The sequence below is a fragment of the Spirillospora sp. NPDC047279 genome (assembly GCF_040643285.1).
GTDB lineage: Bacteria > Actinomycetota > Actinomycetes > Streptosporangiales > Streptosporangiaceae > Spirillospora.
Map to the genome: position 1 here is coordinate 511,889 of NZ_JBEYUA010000006.1, position 21,617 is coordinate 533,505.

General features: G+C 70.9%; 15 protein-coding genes. 7 read left to right on the top strand and 8 right to left on the bottom strand.

Annotation, left to right across the window (positions count from 1 at the left end; all coding sequences use genetic code 11):
- Nucleotides 1–18: 18 nt before the first annotated feature.
- The 4 genes from ABZ810_RS18555 (at nt 19) to ABZ810_RS18570 (ending at nt 5,861) form a co-directional block, all read left to right on the top strand.
- Complete coding sequence (locus ABZ810_RS18555) at nt 19–1,413, top strand: GH1 family beta-glucosidase (RefSeq protein WP_358404419.1); 1,395 nt, start codon at nt 19–21, stop codon at nt 1,411–1,413.
- A complete protein-coding gene (locus ABZ810_RS18560; protein ID WP_358404316.1) occupies nt 1,410–2,417 on the top strand; it encodes a LacI family DNA-binding transcriptional regulator in 1,008 nt (335 codons plus the stop codon). Before ABZ810_RS18555 ends, ABZ810_RS18560 begins: the two co-directional genes overlap by 4 nt.
- Before the next feature lie 219 nt (nt 2,418–2,636).
- On the top strand, nt 2,637–5,261 hold the full coding sequence (locus tag ABZ810_RS18565; protein WP_358404318.1) for a cellulose binding domain-containing protein: 2,625 nt from the start codon (nt 2,637–2,639) through the stop codon (nt 5,259–5,261).
- A gap of 162 nt (nt 5,262–5,423) precedes the next feature.
- Nucleotides 5,424–5,861, top strand: coding sequence for a hypothetical protein (locus tag ABZ810_RS18570; RefSeq protein WP_358404319.1), 438 nt, complete (start codon nt 5,424–5,426; stop codon nt 5,859–5,861).
- 48 nt (nt 5,862–5,909) lie between these two features.
- Here ABZ810_RS18570 and ABZ810_RS18575 read toward each other — a convergent pair whose 3' ends face one another.
- Both ABZ810_RS18575 and ABZ810_RS18580 read right to left on the bottom strand, forming a co-directional pair.
- Nucleotides 5,910–6,248, bottom strand: coding sequence for a hypothetical protein (locus ABZ810_RS18575; protein ID WP_358404322.1), 339 nt, complete (start codon nt 6,246–6,248; stop codon nt 5,910–5,912).
- A gap of 22 nt (nt 6,249–6,270) precedes the next feature.
- A complete protein-coding gene (locus tag ABZ810_RS18580) occupies nt 6,271–6,816 on the bottom strand; it encodes a GNAT family N-acetyltransferase (protein ID WP_358404324.1) in 546 nt (181 codons plus the stop codon).
- A gap of 75 nt (nt 6,817–6,891) precedes the next feature.
- Between ABZ810_RS18580 and ABZ810_RS18585 the strand changes: the two genes are divergently transcribed.
- Nucleotides 6,892–7,551 (top strand): PadR family transcriptional regulator, encoded by a 660-nt coding sequence (locus ABZ810_RS18585; protein ID WP_358404326.1) that lies wholly within the window; start codon nt 6,892–6,894, stop codon nt 7,549–7,551.
- Here ABZ810_RS18585 and ABZ810_RS18590 read toward each other — a convergent pair.
- On the bottom strand, nt 7,529–8,221 hold the full coding sequence (locus ABZ810_RS18590; RefSeq protein ID WP_358404329.1) for a haloacid dehalogenase type II: 693 nt from the start codon (nt 8,219–8,221) through the stop codon (nt 7,529–7,531). The two genes, ABZ810_RS18585 and ABZ810_RS18590, sit on opposite strands and share 23 nt — an antisense overlap.
- 73 nt (nt 8,222–8,294) lie before the next feature.
- On the opposite strand from ABZ810_RS18590, the gene ABZ810_RS18595 reads away from it, so the two are divergent.
- On the top strand, nt 8,295–8,840 hold the full coding sequence (locus tag ABZ810_RS18595; RefSeq protein ID WP_358404331.1) for an ABATE domain-containing protein: 546 nt from the start codon (nt 8,295–8,297) through the stop codon (nt 8,838–8,840).
- A 774-nt stretch (nt 8,841–9,614) separates the two neighbouring features.
- Nucleotides 9,615–10,007, top strand: coding sequence for a hypothetical protein (locus ABZ810_RS18600; RefSeq protein ID WP_358404333.1), 393 nt, complete (start codon nt 9,615–9,617; stop codon nt 10,005–10,007).
- 144 nt (nt 10,008–10,151) lie between these two features.
- Here ABZ810_RS18600 and ABZ810_RS18605 read toward each other — a convergent pair whose 3' ends face one another.
- The 5 genes from ABZ810_RS18605 to ABZ810_RS18625 form a co-directional block, all read right to left on the bottom strand.
- A complete protein-coding gene (locus ABZ810_RS18605) occupies nt 10,152–10,559 on the bottom strand; it encodes a hypothetical protein (protein WP_358404335.1) in 408 nt (135 codons plus the stop codon).
- A gap of 1,909 nt (nt 10,560–12,468) precedes the next feature.
- Nucleotides 12,469–13,758, bottom strand: a complete 1,290-nt coding sequence (locus ABZ810_RS18610; RefSeq protein ID WP_358404338.1) for a DUF222 domain-containing protein — start codon at nt 13,756–13,758, stop codon at nt 12,469–12,471.
- Nucleotides 13,759–14,605: 847 nt separating this feature from the next.
- Entirely contained in the window at nt 14,606–17,698 is a 3,093-nt protein-coding gene (locus ABZ810_RS18615) for a discoidin domain-containing protein (protein WP_358404340.1), read from the bottom strand.
- 15 nt (nt 17,699–17,713) lie between these two features.
- Complete coding sequence (locus ABZ810_RS18620; protein ID WP_358404343.1) at nt 17,714–19,222, bottom strand: beta-1,3-glucanase family protein; 1,509 nt, start codon at nt 19,220–19,222, stop codon at nt 17,714–17,716.
- 37 nt (nt 19,223–19,259) lie between these two features.
- A complete protein-coding gene (locus ABZ810_RS18625; protein ID WP_358404344.1) occupies nt 19,260–21,587 on the bottom strand; it encodes a discoidin domain-containing protein in 2,328 nt (775 codons plus the stop codon).
- Nucleotides 21,588–21,617: the final 30 nt, after the last annotated feature.

Sequence of the window (21,617 nt, forward strand, 5' to 3'; positions counted from 1 at the left end):
GCGCCGGCGGCCCTCCCCCTGTCGTTCCCCGAAGACTTCCGCTGGGGCGCCGCCACCGCCGCGTACCAGATCGAGGGAGCCACCGCCGAGGACGGGCGGGGGCCCTCGGTGTGGGACACCTTCGCCCGCACGCCCGGCAAGGTGCTCGGCGGCGACACCGGTGACGTGGCCGTCGACCACTACCACCGGTACCGCGAGGACGTCGCCCTGATGGCGGACCTGGGCCTGCGCGCCTACCGCTTCTCGGTCTCCTGGCCGCGCGTGCAGCCGGACGGCGCCGGGACCGCCAACACCGCCGGCCTCGACTTCTACCGCCGCCTGGTCGACGCGCTGCTGGAGGCGGGCATCGAACCGTGGCCGACCCTCTACCACTGGGACCTGCCCCAGGCACTGGAGGACGCGGGCGGCTGGCCCGAGCGCGAGACCGCGCACCGGTTCGCCGACTACGCGACGATCGTCCACGACGCGCTCGGCGACCGGGTGCACCACTGGACGACGATCAACGAGCCGTGGTGCGCCGCGTTCCTCGGCTACGCCTCCGGCGAGCACGCGCCGGGCCGCATCGACGCGGCCGGGTCGCTGCGCGCCGCGCACCACCTGATGCTGGGGCACGGGCTCGCGGTCGAGGGCATGCGCGCCCGGCACCCGGGCAACCACTTCGGCGCCGCGGTCAACCTCTACGCCATCTCCCCCGCCAGCGGCGTGGACGCCGACCTCGACGCGGCCCGCCGCATCGACGGCATGCAGAACCGCTTCTTCCTGGACCCGCTGCTGCGCGGCGCCTACCCGGCGGACGTGCTCACCGACCTGGAGGGATTCGGGCTGGACGAGGCCATCAAGGACGGCGACCTGGCCACCATCAACCAGCCCGTCGACCACCTCGGCGTCAACTACTACTCGCGCTTCACCGTGACCGGCGTCCCGGGCGAGGCGACCCAGGCGGCGACGTCGCCGTTCGCCTCCCACTCCCCCTGGGTCGGCAGCGACTTCGTGCGGTTCGTGGACGGCGGGCGACCGGTGACCGGCATGGGCTGGGAGATCGACGAGAGCGGCCTGCTGGAGCTGCTGTCGCGGCTGCACGGCGAGTACCCGGCCGTCGACCTCTACATCACCGAGAACGGCGCGGGCTACGACGAGGAGCTCGGCGGCGACGACACCGTGCACGACCAGGACCGGATCGCGTACCTGGACGCGCATCTGCGCGCCTGCCACGCGGCCATCTCCGAAGGTGTACCGTTGCGCGGCTACTTCACCTGGTCGCTGCTGGATAATTTCGAGTGGGCATGGGGGTACTCCAAGCGCTTCGGCCTGGTCCACGTCGACTACGCCACCCAGCGCCGGGTGCCCAAGGAGAGCGCACGCTGGTACGCCGGCGTGATCCGGCATGGCGGGCTACCGGAAGGGCATCGATGAAACCAACGGGGCGTCCCACCCTGGAAGAGGTCGCGGCCCTGGCCGGCGTCGGCCGGGGCACCGTCTCGCGCGTCATCAACGGCTCGCCGCGGGTGAGCGAGCAGGCGCGCGAGGCGGTGCTCCAGGCGATCGACGAGCTGGGGTACGTCCCCAACCGGGCGGCACGCACGCTGGTGACCCACCGGACGGACACCGTGGCCCTCGTGGTCGCGGAGTCCGACCAGCGGTTCTTCGGCGAACCGTTCTTCGCGGGGATCATTCGCGGGATCAGCTCCGAGCTCAACGCCACCGGACTCCAGCTGCTGCTCGCGCTGGCCCAGTCGCCGGACGAGTACGCCCGGCTCGAGCACTACCTGACCGGGCAGCACGTGGACGGCGTCCTGCTGACGTCCCTCCACGGCGACGACCCGCTGCCCGCCAAGCTGGAGGCGGGCGGCGTGCCCACCGTGCTCGGCGGGCGGCCGCCCGGCCTCTCCCCCGTCAGCTACGTCGACGTCGCCAACCGCGCCGGCGCCCGCCAGGCGGTGGAGTACCTCGTCGCGCAGGGCCGCGGCCGCATCGCGACGGTGGCCGGGCCGCAGGACATGGGCGTGGGCATCGACCGGCTCGCCGGCTACCGCGACGCGGTGGCCGCGGCCGGCCTGCCCGAGATCATCGTCTACGGCGACTTCAGCGAGGCCAGCGGCGTCGCCGCGGCCGAGGAACTGCTGGCCGCCGAGCCCGCGGTCGACGCGCTCTTCGCGGCCGACGACCCGATGGCGCTCGGCGCCATGCACGTCCTGCGGCGGGCGGGCCGCCGCATCCCCGAGGACGTCGCGGTCATCGGCTTCGAAGACTCGGCCCGCGCGCCGCTCGCCGACCCGCCGCTGACCAGCGTCCACCAGTCGAACGAGGAGATGGGCCGCCAGATGGCGCGGCTGCTCATCTCGCGCATCAACGACGAGGCGCTGGCCGAGCCCGTCGTCATCCTGGAGACCTCCCTGGTCCTGCGCGACTCGGCGTAAGCCGCTCGGCAGCTCGGCGTCTCGGGCGTCTCGGGCGGCGCGGCAGGAACGCTCCGCGCACGGCCGGCCGTGAAAACCTCCTCTCTCCGCCTCGGTCCCCACCTGCGGCCGGCATGAAAGAAGGCACCGCGGCCGGCCCGTTCCTTGACCGCGTCGAAACGCTTCGACCATCCTCCTCGCGAGCCCCGCACCGCGCCGGCACCACGAGGAGGAACGTCCATGCGAAGGATCGCCGCCGCAGCCGCCGCACTCGGGCTGGCCGCGCTCTCCGTCACCGCCGTCACGGCCGTCCGGCCGGCGCCCGCCCACGCCGACGCCTACGGCTGGAAGAACGTCCGCATCGACGGCGGCGGCTTCGTGCCCGGCATCGTCTTCAGCCGCAAGGAGAAGGACCTCGTGTACGCCCGCACCGACATCGGCGGCGCGTACCGCTGGGACCAGGCGGGCCGCCAGTGGACGCCGCTGCTCGACTGGGTCGGCTGGGACCGGTGGGGCTACAACGGCGTGATCGGCCTGGCCGCCGACCCGGTCGACGCCGACCGCGTGTACGTCGCCGCCGGGATGTACACCAACTCCTGGGACCCCGGCAACGGCGCGATCCTGCGTTCCGCCGACCGCGGCAAGACCTGGCAGGTGACGCGGCTGCCGTTCAAGCTGGGCGGCAACATGCCGGGCCGCGGCATGGGTGAACGCCTCACCGTCGACCCCAACGACAACCGGGTCCTCTACCTCGGCGCCTCCGAGGGCAACGGCCTCTGGAAGAGCACCGACCGCGGCGCGACCTGGGCCAAGGTCACCTCGTTCCCCAACCCCGGCGACTACGCCGAGGACCCGGGCGACCCCAACGGCTACGGCAGCCACCGGCAGGGCGTCGTCTGGGTGACGTTCGACGAGGGCACCGGCACGTCCGGCAGCCCCACCAGGACCGTCTACGCGGGCGTCGCCGACAAGCAGAACACCGTCTACCGCAGCACCGACGCCGGCGCGACCTGGACCCGCGTCGCAGGCCAGCCCACCGGCTACATCGCGCACAAGGGCGTGCTCTCCGGCGGCTCGCTCTACATCGCCACCAGCGACACCGGCGGCCCGTACTCGGGCGGCAAGGGCGACGTCTGGAAGCACGACACCCAGACCGGCGCGTGGACGCAGATCAGCCCGGTCCCCTCCACCAGCGCCGACGCCTACTTCGGCTACAGCGGCCTCACCGTCGACCGGCAGGACCCCGACACCCTGATGGTCGCCACGCAGGTCTCCTGGTGGCCCGACATGATCCTCTTCCGCAGCACCGACGGCGGCGCCACGTGGACCCGGATCTGGGACTGGAACGGCTACCCCGACCGCAGCCTGCGCTACACCCACGACATCTCCTCGGTGCCGTGGCTGACGTTCGGCGCGAACCCCGCGCCGCCCGAGACCACCCCCAAGCTGGGCTGGATGAACGAGTCCGTCGAGATCGACCCGTTCGACTCCGACCGGCTCATGTACGGCACCGGCGCCACGATCTACGGCACCGAGGACCTCACCCGGTGGGACGCCGGCGGCAAGATCACGATCCGGCCCATGGTGAAGGGGCTGGAGGAGACCGCCGTCCTCGACCTCATCAGCCCGCCCGCCGGAGCCCCGCTCGTCAGCGCCCTCGGCGACATCGGCGGCTTCCGCCACAACGACCTGACGGCCGTCCCCGCCTCGATGTTCACCGGCCCCGTCTTCACCAGCACCACCAGCCTCGACTACGCCGAGACCGCCCCGTCGGTCATGGTCCGGGCCGGCAACTTCACCGACGCCGACCGCCCGAACGACAGCCACGTCGCGTTCTCCACCGACGGCGGCGCCACCTGGTTCCAGGGCACCGAACCCGGCGGCGTCGACCAGGGCGGCACCGTCGCCGCCGCGGCCGACGGGTCGCGCTTCGTCTGGGCGCCCGGCGACTCCGGCCAGCAGGTCGTGCACACCACCGGCTTCGGCAACACCTGGACCGCGTCCTCCGGCGTCCCCGCCAACGCCACCGTCGAGTCCGACCGGGTGAACCCGGCGAAGTTCTACGCCGTCTCCGGCGGCCGCTTCTACCTCAGCACGAACGGCGGCCAGAGCTTCTCGCCCGCCGCCACCGGCCTCCCCACGACCGGCGTGAAGTTCAAGGCGCTTCCCGGCAAGGAAGGCGACATCTGGCTGGCCGGCGACACCGGCCTCTTCCACTCCACCGACTCCGGCGCCACGTTCACCAAGCTCCCCGGCATCTCCAAGGCCGTGAACGCCGGCTTCGGCAAGGCCGCCCCCGGCCGCGCGTACGCCCTCTACACCGTCGCCACCGTCGACGGCGTCACCGGCCTCTTCCGTTCCGACGACGCCGGGGCCACCTGGACGCGCATCAACGACGACCAGCACCAGTACGGCAACATGGGCGAGGCCCTCACCGGCGACCCGCGCGTCTACGGCCGCGTCTACCTGGGCACCAACGGCCGCGGCGTCATCTACGGCGACACCGGCTCGACCCCGACCGACCCGCCGCCCACCGGCCCGCCGCCGACCGATCCGCCGCCTTCCGGCTCCGGCTGCACCGCCACGTACAGGCAGATCGGCGCCTGGCAGGGCGGCCACCAGGGCGAGGTCACCGTCAAGAACACCGGCACGGCCCCCACCAAGAGCTGGAAGGTCACCTGGACCTTCCCCGCCGGCCAGGCCGTCACCCAGTCCTGGAGCGCCAAGCTCACCCAGCAGAGCGCGGCCGTCGCGGCAGCCAACGAGTCCTGGAACGGCGCTCTCGCCGCCGCCGGCACCACCCAGTTCGGCTACATCGCCTCCGGCGCCCCCGCCCAGCCCACCCCCGCCTGCACCGCCGAATAGGCACCGGCGAGAGGCGCCCGTCACCGGCCAGAACGCCACTCTCTTGACCCGGCGCGCACAGTCCGGGCAGAGGCGTGCTCGGGCGGGCGGTGTGGCCTATCGTGAGACGCCCACCTGGCCATGGACGTTTGGATCGGGTCCGCCGCGGTGATCGGAGAGACGATGCGCAACAGCGAGATGGAGAAGCTCCAGGGGCTCGTCGGCGAGTGGACGACAACATTGTCGGACGCCTGGTTCCTCGAACCGCCGGGCACCGAGATCGCCGGCACGACGAAGATCACCTGGCTCGGCGAGTCGATGCTGGCCATGCACACCGGGCTGGGCGAGGGCGATGACTACTCCGAGACGACCATCGTCATCGGGCGCAGCGACCCGAACGACGAGTACTCCGTTCTCTACCAGGACGACCGCGGCGTGTGCCGCCGGTTCGAGATGACCTTTGACGGAACCCGCTGGACCATGAGCCGCGAGGATCCCGATTTCCACCAGCGCTTCATCGGCGAGGTCGAGAAGGACCGCGTCCGCGGGCGCTGGGAGGCCTCCGAGGACGAGGGCACCACCTGGCGCAAGGACTTCGATCTCACCTTCGAACGAGCCTGAACGCACCGGCACACCACCACGGCAGGCGCCACCACGGCCGCCGGACGTTCAGCCCGGCGGCCGTGCGAACCGTTCCGCGAGGTCGCGATGCTCGTCCGCGGCGGCCTTCGCCCGCCCGACGTCGACGACCGATCCGGGCATCCGCGCCAGCCGTTCGACGGTGTCGGCGAAGCGCAGGTGCTCGACCCGCGCATGCTCACGGCAGGCGGCGCACGTGACACTGTCCGGCCGGGGAGAGGTCATCGCATAGGGCACGCGCGCCCCGCATCCCGAGGTCACGACGCTCGGCAGGTCACCGGCCAGGCCGAACGTGGACGCCATCAGGCCACGACGGTCGGCGGCCCGGTCGACCACCGCGGCCTCGACATGAACGTGCGAATCGCCCATGCGCCCCTCCCCGGACGACCGATCAGACCCGTGCGCCCTGATCCAGCCGAAGGTCCATGAAGATCGTGAACGGTTCGAGGCCCGACAGGCTCGCCTCGCTGTCGTCGAAGATCGGCCTGTCCCGGAACCCCAGCGACCGATACAGCGCATGGGCCTCGCGCATGAACACGACGGTCTCCAGCCGCGCCACCTCATAGCCGATCGCGCGAGCGTCGGCCAGCAGCCTTTCCAGGATCGCCCGCCCGACCCCCTGTCCACGAGCCTGCGGACGTACGTACATGCGCTTGATCTCGGCCACCGCGGCGTCGACGGGCTTGAGCGCACCGACCCCGACCACCTCCGCCCCCGCGCGCACGACCAGAAGGCGCCCCCGAGGCCCCAGCAGGTGCGGCAACTCCTGCGTGAACGCGCGATGATGCGCGGCCACCGCCGCCTCCATATCGCCGAACGTCAGCCCATGATCCTCAGTGAACCGTTCTCCGCACCACATCAGGTATTCCCGCAGGATCTCCTCGGTGGCCGCCTCCGCCTCCGCGGGCGGCCCATCGAACTGCTCGACACCGGCCACCGCGCGACCCCCATCGCCATCCACTCCGAACTGGACCACATTGACGCTACTCCAGTCTGGAGTAGTGTCAACGGCGTGAGCCCACCGACCCCGCCTCGTCTCACGACCACGTCCTACGCCCTGCTGGGGCTGCTCGCCGTCCAGCCGTGGACCGCCTACGAGCTGACCCAGCAGATGAGGCGCAGCCTGCACTACCTGTGGCCGAAGTCCGAGAGCCTGCTCTACACCGAGCCCAAGAAGCTGGTCGAAGCCGGCCTGGCCCGCGTCACCCACCAGCGCCGAGGCGACCGGACCCGCGCGCAGTACCGCATCACCGCCGCCGGCCGCCGCGCCCTGGAGGCATGGCTGGACACCGAGCCCGCTTCTCCCCTGTTCGAGCTCGAGGCGATGTTGCGCGTGGCGTTCGCCGACCAGGGAACCCCCGAGCAGCTGATCCGCTCCCTGCGTTCGACCGCGGCCTGGGCCGACGGCGAGCTGGCCCGGGCCCGCCCCCAGATCGAGAGCTACCTCGACACCGGCGAGCCGTTCCCCGAACGCCTCCACCTCATCGCGCTGATCGTGGGCTTCTACGGCGAGCTGTTCGACCTGATGCGCCGGTTCTGCGGCGACGCCGCCGACCTCGTCGAGACCTGGGACGCCACCACCGGCGTCCCGACCGACACCGCCCTGCGCGGCATGCTCGAACGCGCCCTCCAGCTCATCGAGCCGCAGGTCACCCCGCCGTCAAGGCCGTGACGAGATCGTCCAACCCCTCGAACCGCCCGTCGAAGGCATCGCCCGTCGTCGGCGGATCCCCGGCCGGCCGCCGGACGTAGGCCGTCCGCATGCCACTGGCCTGGGCTCCACGGAGGTCCCAGGCGTGGGCGGCGACCATGAGCACACGTTCCGGTGGGCATCCGGCCGTGTCGATGGCGTACCGGTAGACCTCCGGCGCCGGCTTGTAGGCCTGGACCGCTTCGCTGGACAGGACCTGATGCCAGCGCAGACCGGCATGCGCGTTGAGCCGCAGCAGAGCAGCCCGGCCGGCGTTCGAAAGCCCGAGGACGGGAAACCGCCGCCCGAGCCGTTCAAGACCGTCGACAGCGTCGCCCCACGGAGACAACCGCGACCCCGCCGTGGCCAGCCGGGCAACGACCGCCGGATCGGCAAGCCCCGCATGGTCGGCCACCCGCCGAGCGGCCTCCCCGTCGATGACCTCGGTGCTGACGTAGCCCCGCCGTCCCTGCGCGATGCGTTCCTGCTCGACCTCGACATGCCGCTGCCACAACGCCAGCAGTTCCCCGACAGACTCCTCCCCCAAGCCGGGCACCGCATCGCGAATCCCCCGACGAAGCCCGCCGGGCTCATCGACCAACGTCCCAAGAACGTCAAAGACGACAACCTCAACGTCACGAATCCCAGCCATGCCGCCCCCCTTGGTCACCACCTCAACAGGTGACGATTTTGCCGCCGACCTCGTCACCGGTCAAGATGGTGACGTGGACTTCACGTTCGTGAGCGGCAACCCGGCCCTCGACCTCACCGGCACCGTCCGGTCCCGCCGAGACGCCCCCCTGGACCTCCTGGCCACCCCCGCAGACCTGGCGCGATGGGTGACCGAATGCGACGACCTCCCCGACCAGGCCGACGCCGACCCCGCGACCTTCGAGGCCGCCCTCTCCCTCAGAGAAGCGATCTACCAGCTCGCCCTCGACCGCGTCCTAGGTCAGCCCTTCACCCCGCCCAGCCTCAAGGTCGTCAACACCACGGCCGCCGCCCCGACCCTCACCCCCACCCTCAGCGACACGGGCCTGCGCCTGACAGGCGACCTCCCCGCAGTACTCACCCACATAGCCAGAAGCGCGATCGCCGTCCTAGCCGACCCGAGGTCCCACCTCAAGGAATGCGGCCGCACCGACTGCACCCGCCTCTACCTCGACCGCTCCCGCGGCGCCCGCCGCAACTGGTGCGGAATGGAAGAGTGCGGCAACCGCGTAAAAGCCGCCGCCTACCGAGCCCGCAAACGCCCCCCGCCCAACCCCTGAGAGCTCAACCCAAAGCTCCCAGAGCCGCCCACCGCTCACGACGGTGCAAGGCCCGGCGCCGCCGGCAGCGGGCAGCGGATCCGTCCGGATCGTGAGCGCAGTGCCCGCCTCCCGAACACCTCGATGATCGGGAACGCAGCACTTCACCGGCCTGGGACGCCGCGCCAGAGATCAGTGGCGGTACCCCAGCTCTGCGGCCAGGCAACCGAAGACGTCCCCCGGCAGCGCAGAACCGCTCGGCTATCACGTCTTGCGCTCGCAGCAGCCGGGCGGCGACTCCCCTCCGCCGACAGGCCAGCAGCAGATGACCGGTGCCGGCGCCCTGGTGCCCGAGCGCGGCGACACAGACCGACGCAGCCTCCAAGACGCAACGGGCAACGGGGTTGCAGGGACTCACATCGGCCATCCCGACCCCCTGACGCACCACACAGCACCAGCCCAGCCCAGCCGAAGGCGACGCCCGATCGGCCAGTTGCGCGTCTGCCGATAGCAGGCGTTCAAGCCAAAGTGCGTCGCCGCGCCACGCGCGGGGTGGCCAGCACAGGTGCACCAGACGAATCAGGTTCGCGGGCGCCATCAAACAGCAGCGGTCGCCCCCAGGATCTGCTTCAACGGGGAGCGCAACCAACCATTGATCGTCGCGCCAACGGACGGGGAGACACCCCCCGCAAGTCCTTCACCCTCGTCCCCGGCGCGACCGGATACGGCCCCCCATTCCGCTTGTTGGGTGCGGCGGTGGGGCGGACCATAAGGGCCCCCGTCGATGGAGTGACCATGAAGAGATCAACACGTAGCGGGCTGGTCGCCGCCGCTCTCACCACGGTCATGACCGCAGCGCTCGTCGCCGTCCCGGCAACGGCCGCGCAGGCCGCGGCCAAGACCTGCAGCATCTCGACGAATGGCAGGTACTGCCAGACCCAGCCCCCTCACCTTCAGGCGGTCCGCGGAGCGATCCTGATCACCGCCTGGCCGCCGAACATCCCGGGGGCCTCGGTCACGTGCTCCGCCTACGACTCGATCACCGGCGCCCTGGTGGGCAGCGTCACCTCGCCTTTCGGGATCACCAGGGACAAGCTGATCGGTGGCCTGACCAACTCCTACTACCTCTTCTGCGTACGCTCCGCCACCGGCTGGCCAGGCGGCGGCGGTGGCCGCATAGAGAACTAGGGCCTGCTTCAAGACGAGTCTCAGCCACTCGTCGATCGCTGCGACGAACATCGTGGCCTCGCAGCAGACGCCGAGTTCGTCGTATTTGACGGCCACGGCCCGGTAACGTCTGAGCCGGTTAATGCCGCACTCGCCGGACGAGCGTCACACCGCCTCCTTCGCGGCTCCGCCCGCCGAACGCGCCGGGCCCGCCGAGCCCGCCGAGCCCGCTGAGCCCGCTGAGCCCGCCGAACGCACGACGAGGCGCCGGTACGTGGGGATCAGCACCCCGCGCGCCGCCTCGCGCCGCGTGATCTCCAGCGGAGCGGCGGCCAGCACCGTCCGGACCACCGCGCGGGCCTCGGCCATGGCCAGCGGGTACCCGATGCAGAAGTGCGGCCCGGCACCGAACCACAACCGCCGCAGCTCGGACGGGTGGGGCCGGTCGAGGTCGAACGGGCCGTAGGCGCGGCAGCAGTTGTACGTCGCGATCAGCACCCGGTCGCCGGGCCCGACCGCGACGCCGCCGATCTCGACCCCGCGGTGGACGCTCCGCAAGTGACTGGCGTTCACGCCAAGGGGTACTGCCACGCTGTGCGCGGGGGTGCGTCCAGCGCGGGTGCGGCGGTCAGATCAGACCCTTTGGAGGCAGGGGTTGTACGGGAATGGTCGCCCCTTTGGTTGATGTGGTCGTCCGGGTAGCGGCTGGGGCGATGCTGGGGGTCGAGCCCGGAGGGTGTGACGGAGGGGCATCGTCGTCGTCCTGTCGCTTCAGAGCAGGGGCAGGCGGCACGCACCAGCGGACAAGCGGGCGGGCGGACGCAACAGTGACGGGGCCTCTGGCCAGGCTCGCATCAGGTCACACCGCACGTCCGGTGAGTGCACATGGGCACCTCCCAGCCGACGCTGACAGATCCCGTTCAAGCCCCGCGGTCAGTTAGGCGGTGGGTCGTACCCCGGCGGGCGGCGCTCCCCGATCCTCACTGTTGGGCGGGGCCGGTCGCCCCTTTGGTTGGTGTGGTCGTCCGGCTGCGGCTGGAACGGTGCCGGGGTTCGAACTTGGCGGCGACGAACGAAGTGAGTGGACGGCGGGCATGGCCTGTTAGGTGAAGGCTTGGGGTGGTTGGCGTTCACGCTGAAGGGCTTTGCCGCGCTTCGCACGGGGAGTGTGTCGGTGCGGGGTGCGGCGAGCAGGTCAGGTCGGTTGGGGGCGAGGGTTGAGCGGGGCCGGTCACCCCTTTGGCCGGTGTGGTCGTCCGACTGCGGCTGGGACGGCGCTGGAGTTCGAACTTGGCAGCGACGAACCAAGGAGTGGACGGCGGGCATGGTCGGGTTGGCTGAAGGTTTTCGGTGGTTGGCGTTCAAGCTGACAAGCGTTGCCGTGCTGGGCCGTGGGGTGTGCGTCCGGTGCAGGGGCGGCGGTCACTTCAGGCCCGTTGGGGGCGGGGGTTGAGCGGGGCCGGTCGCCCCTTTGGCCGGTGTAGTCGTCCGGCTGCGGCTGGGGTGGCGCTGGAGTTCGAACTTGGCAGCGACGAACCAAGGGGGCGGACGGCGGGCATGGCGTGTTAGGTGAAGGCTTGGGGTGGTTGGCGTTCACGCTGAAGGGCATTGCCGCGCTTCGCACGGGGAGTGTGTCGGTGCAGGTGCGGCGGACAGATCAGGTCGGTTAGGGGCGAGGGTTGAGCGGGGACGGTCACCCCTTTAGCTGATGTGGTTGTCCGGCTGCGGCTGGGGTGGCGCTGGAGTTCGAACTTGGCAGCGACGAACCAAGGGGGCGGACGGCGGGCGCGGCGTGTTAGGTGAAGGCTTCGGGTGGTGGGCCTTCGAGCTGAAGGGCATTGCCGCGCTTCGCCCGGGATGTGCCGGTGCAGGTGCGGCGGACAGATCAGGTCGGTTAGGGGCGAGGGTTGAGCGGGGACGGTCACCCCTTTAGCTGATGTGGTTGTCCGGCTGCGGCTGGGGTGGCGCTGGAGTTCGAACTTGGCAGCGACGAACCAAGGGGGCGGACGGCGGGCGCGGCGTGTTAGGTGAAGGCTTCGGGTGGTGGGCCTTCGAGCTGAAGGGCATTGCCGCGCTTCGCCCGGGATGTGTCGGTGCGGGTGCGGCGGACAGATCAGGTCGGTTGGGGGCGGGGGTTGAGCGGGGCGGTCGCCTTTTTTGGTTGGTGTGGTTGTCGGTTTGTGGGCTGGGGCCGGTGCGGAGGGTCGGGCTTGGTGGCGGTGGGCGAAGGGTGCTGGGGTTGTGGGTGGGGTGGTAGCTGGGGGTTAGGCCGGGAGGCTGGCTGCTGTTCGCCGGGGGTGCGTGTGAGTGGGGGTGGTGGGTTGTGTCTGTTGAATGTGGGGTGGTGGCTGTTGGCGTCACCGTGGCCCCTTCCGGCGGGTGGTTGGGGGTTGGGGTTGGTTGTAGGCGTGCCTGTGGGCCCGGTGGACGGGCGTCCGCCGGGCCATGAGGCAGGCACCGGGTAATGGCTGCTCGTGGGCGATCAGGCTGCGAGGTGGTGGTCGTTCCACGGGTTGTCGCTGTCGCCTGGGTCGGGTGTTCGTCCGGTGGGCCATCTGCCGCGTCTGGATCGTGTGATCCCGTCGGGTGGCAACGCCCGGTAGACGTACTGTCCGGCTTGGTTCTTGCTGATGTTGATCTGTGCCGGGTGGGTGTGTTTCCACCGGTTGTGCCAGCCGCAGCACAGCGCGAGTTTGTTGATGTCGGTGGGGCTGTTTCCCAATGCCCATCCGTCAACGTGGTCGACTTCGCAGAGGAAGCCCGGCACCTCACAGCCGCGTACGGCGCAGGTGTCGTATTGGGTTTCCAGGACGCGGCGTTGGCCTGGGCTGGCGATGCGGGTGGTGTGGCCCAGGTAGAGCGGCACGTTCCCCGGCCCCAGGATGAGGGGTGAGATTCCGGCGGTGAGCGCCAGCCGCCGTACCTGCTCGGCCGGGATGGGGGTGCCGTCCCGCAGCCAGCCGGGCGCGTCTTCGCCCATGAGGGTTTCGAGGTTGGCGATGACGGTGACGCGGGTGTCTTTGTGGCCGTGTGACAGCACGGTGGTCAACGCGGCTGCGGTCCGTTCGCCCAGGTCGCGCCGGTCGTCGGTCCCGGCTGGTTTGGTCAGCGGGCCGAGGGTGCCGTCCAGGATCGCGGTGTCTTCGGGGTTGAGCCACCCGTTCACATACGACCCACCATCCAACGACCGGCTCAACGTCAACCACGACCGTTCATAGCCGCGCTTGACGTCCTCAGGCGCCTTCTCGGTGCCGTCGGCTTCGGAGACCAGGTCGTGGATCTTGCGGCCGAGCCGGGCGACCTTGCCTGCCGACAAGCCGTCGTTGGCGGCGTTCAACAGGATGTCCTCGGCCGCCGCGCAGTCCTCGTCGTTCAACCGCTGCACGGCGTCGGCGACCGTAGCCGCGTAGCCGAGGGACAGGTCGCCGGTGGCCAGGTCCTTGCTCACCCGTTCCAGACGCGGCAACTGGCGGGCCAGGGTGATGCGCTCTTTGGCGCGGCCTTCCCGCATCCCCAGACGGCAGCGCAGCCACGCCTGGGCGGACGGCAGCCCCCAGTTTTTCATTTCGCCGGTGCGGTCCACTACTGCGATCATCGCGGCCAATGCGGATTCGCCTTGGTCGAACGCGCGCGCCAACTCCTCGGCCAGCTCCATGCAAGCGGACCCGGAGTCGGGTGCGGGGCGGTGGGCGAGGTGGGTGGCGATCGCGGCTACCGCTTCCACCAATTCTGCGGTGGAAGCGGTCTCTAGATCCGCGACGATCGAATGCATGTCTTGATTATATCGACGGTGACGGATTGCAATTATCTGATTACGGACATATCGATTGGCCGCAGGTGGCCAACAATTTCCTGGCCGGTGGGCGGGCGGATCTTTCGTCCCACGGTGGGTGCGTGGCCCGGCACGGGTGGGTCGGAGTCTAGGCGGGTTGCTGCTGGTGGATGGCTGGGCGGGGCCGGACTGACCCACCACGCACACACCTCCCGCCCGTTCGAGCGTTACTGTCACGTTGGCTGAGGTCCCAGAAACCCAAGGGTGCGATTAAGGGGAGGCGGCGCTGCCGCCTGAGGTCGCGGCGAAACCCGCGCTTCGCGCGGGCCTAAAGCTCGAACATTAACCACCAGCAGCACCCGCACAATGACAGGAAAACCCTGACCGGCCGCCTACTTTCTTGTCGATGCCGAGCTTGAACAGCAGACCGCATCCACCCCGCACTCGGGAGATAGGCGTTGGCCAAAGGGGTGACCGAGGCCGCCGACCCCGAAGGGTTAATGATCTAACCGAGAGAAGCGTTGACCCGCAGCGAGGCGACAAACCCCCAACACCCCACCTACTTTCTTGTCGCTGCCGAGTTTGAACGTCAGGACACGCTGCCCGCAGCCGGGTGGAGGCATGAGCCAAAGGGGTGGCTTTAGCCGGGACCAGAGGGGTGGCTTAGCCGCCGCTCCCCAAAGACGCGCCCCCAAGCCACGCCCCCAAAGCCGCGCCCCCAAAGCCGCGCCTAAAAGAAGAGCCCCCGGAAGGCCCGGTCCGTTCGCGAGACCGGGGCTTCCGGGGGCTGCGTAGGGCTGGGTGGGGCTGCCGTGGGCGGCTGTTAATTCCCCGGCGGGGGGATTGGTCACCGCCGTCGGGCTGAGGGCGAGGGCCAGGATTGGAGGCCGGCTCCGTACGGGTAGAGGGGGTTGCCGTAGGTGGTGGGGACTTGGCGGCCCGCGTCTATGTGGGCGCGGATTTCGGCTCGTTCGGTGGGGGTGGCGCCCAGGTCGTAGGGGATGTTCCAGTCTTCTACGGCGTCTTCCAGGACGTCGGTGCCGCCGGGGCGGAGGATCTGGTCGACGGTTCGGGGCATCTGCCAGGGGAGGCGGCCTCGGGGGGTGTGGTCGCCGAAGAGGAGGCTCGCCGTGGCGGGGCCTACCTCTTCGCCGCCTCGGTAGGTGATGACGATGGCGTTGGCCAGGGTGTTCCATTCGGTGATGACGGTCGGTCGCGGGAGGTTCATGACGACGACCACGGGGATGCCCTGGTTCTTGAATCTCTGGATGACGGCGAGCTGGTCGGCGGGGAGGTAGGGCTGTTCTTTCACCCAGGCTGTGGCGTGGGTGTAGGACGGTTCGCCCACGGCGACGACGGCGAGTTCGGGTGAGGGGCCGGTGTCCTGGTGGACGTTGACGCCGGCTTTGGCGGCGCGGGCCTTGATGGCGTCGAGCAGGTTGAGTGAGCCGTAGTGCTGGTTGAAGTAGCTGGTCCAGATGCAGCAGGAGGCGCCGTCGGTGGCGCGGGGGCCGGCGACGACGATGTTGTCGCCGGCGTTGAGGCGGACGGGCAGGGCGCCGTCGTTCTTGAGGACGGTGATCGACTCGCGGGCGGCCTGGTTGGCGAGGGCGGCGTAGGACGGCTGGTGGAAGCGGTAGGGGCCGTTGACGGGGTCGCCGTAGGGGCGTTCGAAGACGCCCAGCTGGAACTTCAGGCGGAGGACGCGGGTGACGGCGTCGTCGATGCGGGCGATGGGGACCTGGGCCAGGAAGTCGGCCATGGTGAAGCCGGCGGCGCCGGGGTCGGCTCCGCCCATGACGTCGGAGCCGGCGTTGGCGGCGCTGACCCAGGCACCGGAGGGCAGCCAGTCGGTGGTGATGAGACCGGTGTAGCCGAGGGCGTCGCGGAGGTAGGCGAGGATCTTGGCGCTGTTGCCGGCTCCGGGGCCGCCGGGGTCGAGGTAGGAGCTTCCGGCGTAGCCGGGCATGATGTTGACGGCTCCGGCGTCCTGGGCGGCGCGCCACGGGATCATGTGGTACTTGATCGTGACGGCGTCGTAGGTGATGAGGGCCTCTCCCCCGGCGCCTTCGCCGGGCCAGTGCTTGACGGTGGCGAGGACGGACGCGGGGTTGAGCTCGGGGCCGCCCTGGAGGCCGGCGACGAGGGCGCGGACCTGGGCGGCGGCGACCTGGGCGTCCTCGCCGTTGCCCTCCTGGACGCGGGGGTAGAGGACCTTGGTGCCGACCTCGGCGAGCGGGCCGAGGACGCCTCGGGCGCCGACCTCGAGTTCTTCACGGCGCTGCATGTCGCCGAGCTTGTAGTCGAGGGGGTAGTTCCTGGCGGCGGCCAGGGCGCTCTGGAGCGGGTAGGTCGTCTGGTAGCCGGCGATGGTGTCGCCGGCGGAGACGGCGGGGATGCCGTGCCGGGTGCCGGTGGCGCTCAGCAGGACGTTGTGGAGGTCGCCGGGCTGGGCGGGGCCGAAGTGCCAGCCCGAACGGGGGAACGACTGGGCGTTGTAGAACATCTGGTACGCCTTCTCCTCGGGGGTCATGCGGGCGAGGAGGTCGGCGACCCGGGTGTCGACGGGGAGGCGCCAGTTCTCGTACGGCTCGGTGGTGCCGTTCCTGTTGAGGTCGCGGGCGCCGCCGACGATCGACACGCCGTCGTCGACGGTCTCGAGTTCGGGGAGGTAGAGGCTGAACGTGCGGATGGCGGAGGTGGTGCGGGTGCCGCCGCTGACCGCGACGACGTACCACCTGTACGTCCAGCGGTCGCTGATGTCCCAGGTCGGCGTGTAGGTGGTGCCGGTGGGTTCGGCGACCTTGGTGTAGAGGTCGAGGAGCGGCCCGGACGCGGTGAAGTCGTAGTCGGTGCGGCTGACGTTCAGCCACACCTCGTAGCGGGTGGCGCCGGGCACGCCCGCCCAGGAGAACGCGGGACGGCGGGTCGTGGTGATCATCGCCTTGTCGGCGGGTGCCGAGAGGGCGAACTGGCCGGTGGTGCCGGGTGCCTTGGTGGGCCCGGAGAGCAGGGGCGGGGTGGACGGCGGGGTGCCGGGGGTGCCGAAGACCTGGAACTCCCAGAGGGAGTAGCCGTAGCCGGTGGCGCGGGCCGTTCCGCGGAAGCGGATGTAGCGGCCCTTGCCGGAGACGGTGAGGTTCTCGACGCCGCCCTTGCCGGTGGTCGTGGAGTGGACGGTGGTCCAGTCGGTGCCGTTGTCGGACATCTCCAGGCGGTAGCCGGTGGCGTAGGCGCCCTCCCAGTTGAGCGTCACGCCGGTGACGGTGGCGCCGGGCTCCAGGTCGACCTGGAGCCACTGGTCGTCGCTGAACTGGCTCGACCAGCGGGTGGTGGTGCGGCCGTCGAGCGCGGCGGCGGGGGCGTTGCCGCCTTCGTAGGAGGAGGCCGACACTTTCTTGTAGGCGGAGATGGGCGTGCCGGACGGGGGCTCTCCGGTACCGCCGGTGGTGCCGTACACCGAGAACTCCCAGAGCGAGTAGCCGTAGCCGGTGGCACGGGCCGTTCCGTGGACGCGGACGTAGCGGCCGGTGCCCGTGACGTTGAGCGTCTGGGTGCCGCCGGTCCCGTTGGCGGTGGTGTGGACGGTGGTCCAGGACGTGCCGTTCGCGGAGGTCTGGATCTGGAAGGCGGTGGCGTGGGCCGCCTCCCAGTTGAGCGTCACCTGGCTGATGTCGGCGGACCGGCCGAGGTCGACCTGGATCCACTGCGGGTCGCTGAACGAGCTGGACCAGCGCGTTCCGGGGTCGCCGTCGGTCGCGGCGGACGCCGGGAAGGCGTCGCTCTCGGCGGAGGAGGCGGTGGTGGGCTTGTTGAGGGAGAGGAGGGTCGCGGCGTTGGCGGCGCGCGGGGGCACGGTAAGGAGGGCGGCGAGCAGGGCGAGGGCCGCGAGGATCGCGGGCAGGCTCGCGCCGCCGCGCCGCCGGAGTACGGCGGTCATGGGGGCTCCGGTGAGTTACCAGCCGACGGCGACCAGCAGGTACTGCGGGTCACCGTGGGAGACGAAGGAGGACTGGCCGGCGAAGTCGTCGTACGGGAAGCCGTACGCGAGCCGGTCGTAGGCGTGGTCGTGCCAGAACTTGGCGTAGTAGTTGGCGGGCGCGGCCCTGTAGTAGAGGCTCGGGTCCGACCACTGCGACTGGGGCAGGTGGGCGACGTGCCGGTTGAGGGCCGAGCACATGCCAGGGGCCTCGGCGAGCGGGCCCGAACAGCCGGTGATCTGCTGGGTGGTGGCCGAGACGCCGACGCTGGAGGCGTACGCGGTGAAGTAGCTCGCCTGCGCGCCGCCGGGCTGGAACGCGGGCGCGTTGCCGGGCGCCGGGATCCGGTAGGGCGCCTCGACGGTGGCGAGCGAGTCGAACTCGTCGGGCACCTCGTTCACGAAGCGCTGGAACGTGGCGGCGCGGTCCTCCTGGAACGTGGGGAGGTCCTCGCCGACGGCGACGTCGTAGCCGTCGTGGGCGTGGAGGCGCATGGCGAGTTTCAGGCCGAAGCCGTCGACCCGCGTGGTGTTGCCGTTGAAGACGTCCGGGCCGACCGTGAACTCGATGAAGTCCTGGTAGCGGCTGTTCGGCGAGCCGAGGTGGAAGTACATCCGGCCGGCCGAGTTGGCGGGCATGTCGAGGTAGGGCTGCTCGGCGATGGAGCGCACCTGGCCGTTGAAGCTCCAGTACACCTGGCTGTCGGGGTACTGGCCGTTCGTCCGGTTGAGGACCTTGACCGTGAGGACGTTGCGGGCGGGCGGGATGGTGGAGGTGTCGCCCCAGAACGTGTCGGGCGGCGTGGTCCCGCCGCCGGTGGTGCGGACGGCGAAGCTCCACAGCGAGTAGCCGTAGGGCAGGCCGCGGACCGTCCCGTACATGCGGACGTAGCGGCCGGTGCCCGTCACGTCGAGGGTCTGCGTGCCGCCGGTCGCGGTGGTGGTGGAGTGGACGGTCGTCCAGGCCGAGGCGTTGTCGGAGACCTGGATCTGGAACGCGCGGCCGTAGGCGGCCTCCCAGGCGAGCGTGACCTGGCAGATCTCCTGGCGGGAGCCGAGGTCGACCTGGATCCACTGCGGGTCGCCGAACGCGCTCGACCAGCGGGTGCCCGCGTTGCCGTCGACGGCGGCGGACGCGGGAAAGGCGCCGCTCTCGACGGAGGACGCGGTGGCGGGACGGTTCAGCGCGACGTCGGTGGTGCCGCACTCGGCCGCGCGGGTGGCCGGGGCGGCCGCGCGGGTGGACGGGGCGGCCGCGCGGGTGGACGGGGCGGCCGCGCGGGTGGACGGGGCGGCCGCGCGGGTGGACTGGGCCGCGCGGGTGGACTGGGTCGACTGGGTGGACTGGGCCGAGTGGGCGGGCTGGGCGGACTGGGCGGAGCGGGCGGGCTGGGCTGCGGCGGCCGTTCCCGCCGCCCCCGGCACCGGCAGGACGGTGCCGAGGGCGAGCAGGACGGTCAGCGCTGCCGCGGCGGAGCGCTTCATGGTCATCTCCGGTCGGGGCTGGCGGTCGGGGAACCGGTCAGGGGAAGCTGACGACGGTGGACGGGACGGTGGCCGTGCCCTGCGCGGGCCCGCCGGTGTCGTTGATGACGTGCGAGATCACGCCGTTGCCGCCGAGCGAGACGGTGAGCAGGTTGTGGAACCGCACGCCGGAGCGCACCGGGACCTCGAAGCCGCGCGCCGCGACGATCGACGGGTTGACGTTGAAGTAGCAGTAGGCGCCGAGCCCCCAGCCCTCGTGCGTGGTCACCGAGTCGGCGACCTTGTAGGAGGCGTAGCCGCCGGACGAGTCGCCCCGCCAGGCCGCCTGGGTCGGCGGGTCGTACGGCATCTCGTTCTGGAAGAAGATCGTCTTGCCCCGTTCGCCGTTCCAGACCAGCTGGTACTTCTGGTAGTGCTCGACGAAGAGCCCGTAGGCGGTGACGTCGTCGCCGTTGACCGTGAGGCCGTTGTCGGCGGTGTTGACCGTCCAGCCGACGCCGTCGCCGTGGTCGCCGCGCCACGCCCAGATGTGGTCGAGCAGGACATCGTCGCTGTTGACGACCAGGCTGTTGGTGGCCTTGCCGGGTCCGGCGCCGCCGATGCGGAAGAACACGTCCTGGACGGAGGTCGGGTCGGACGCGTGGTCGGCGCCGGAGCCGGACGGGCCGAGCCGCAGGAGTTCCGGCGAGTTGACCGTGCCCGCGTCGAAGAGCAGCCCGGCCAGCTTGACGCCGTTGACGTCGGCGACGGTCATCGGGACGACGCCGTTGTCGGGGATGAGCGTCGGGTAGCCGATGCCGAGCACGACGGTGCCGGGCCGGGTCACGTTCAGCGTCTGGTTCAGGTGGTAGATGCCGGGCGTGAACAGCAGGTTGAGGCCCTGGGCCAGCGCGGCGTTGAGCGTGGCGGCCGAGACGCCGGGCTTGGCCACGTAGAACTGCGTCAGCGGGATCGCCGCGCCGGGCGTCGAGCCGCCCGACCAGGTCGTGCCGCGCGAGTCGCGGCGCAGCGAGGGGACGAAGACCTGGTACGCGCCGCCGGAGTCGACGTGGAGGTAGGGCTTCTCCCTGGTCACCGGGCTGGTGTCGAGCGTGGTGTACGGCGGGTTGGGGAAGCTCTGCGCGGGCGCGCCGATGACGCCGGAGAACACCTGGTTCCAGACGCCGTTGAGGTTGCTCCCGATCTGGCTGTCGCGGGTGAGCCACTGCTGCTGCGAGTACGGCTGCACCTGCGCGTCGATCTTGGAGTCGGCGATGTAGCCGCCGCTGGACCAGCCGTAGCCGGTGGGCGCCAGGTTGAGGTTGCCGCGCACGTGGATGCGGCGGAACGGCGCGGCCTGCGACACGGCCCACCGGTTGGTGCCGCCGGTCGGGTTGATCGCCAGGTTCTCGGCGGAACGCCAGAAGTTCTGGGTCGCGTTGCCGCCGAACCAGCCGGCGTCCACGTTGACGCTGCCGTTGATGGTGACGTCGCCCGGGTTGCGGCCGAGACCGGCGATCGAGGTGTAGAAGCCGATGTTCGCGTTGACGTTGTAGCTGCCCGGCTTGAACAGCAGCGCGTGGCGGCCGGTCCCGAACTGGGCGCTCTCCTGCTGCCGGAAGACGGTGTCGAGCCTGCCCTGGATGTCGCCGGACGACATCGACGGGTCGAAGACCTGCACGTTCGGCCCGAGGTCACCGCCGCCCGGCAGATCGCCGCCGGATTCGGCGTACACCGAGAACGACCAGAGCGAGTAGCCGTAGGCGGTCGCCCGCGCGGTCCCGTACATGCGGACGTAGCGGCCGGTGCCCGTGACGCTCAGCGTCTGGGTGCCGCCGGTGCCGGTGGTGGTGGAGTGGACGTTCGTCCAGGCCGAGGCGTTGTCGGAGACCTGGATCTGGAACGAGCGGCCGTAGGCGGCCTCCCAGGCGAGCGTCACCTGGCAGATCTGCCGACTGCCGCCCAGGTCGACCTGGATCCACTGCGGGTCGCCGAACGCGCTCGACCAGCGGGTGCCCGCGTTGCCGTCGACGGCGGCCGAGGCGGAGAAGGCGCCGCCCTCGGTGGACGAGGCGGTGGCGGGGCGGTTCAGCGCGACATCGGTCGTGCCGCACGCCGCCGCGTTCGCGGCCATGGGTGGCACAGCGTTGGCCGTGGCGGGCTGAGCCGCCGCAGCGGCGGCCATGGGTGGCGCCGCGTTGGCGGCGGCGGGCTGAGCTGCGCTGGTGGCGGGCTGAGCCGCCGCGGCGGCCTGGAGCGTTGGGCTCGCCGCGGCGGCGGCTGCGGGGACGGTGCCCGGGACGACGGCCGCGATCAGCAGGAGGAGACCGGCGAGGGCCGCCGACCAGGGTGGGATGGGGAGCGGGCGGGGCGGGACGGGACGCATGCGCGAAACTCCTTCGAGTGCGTGACGCGT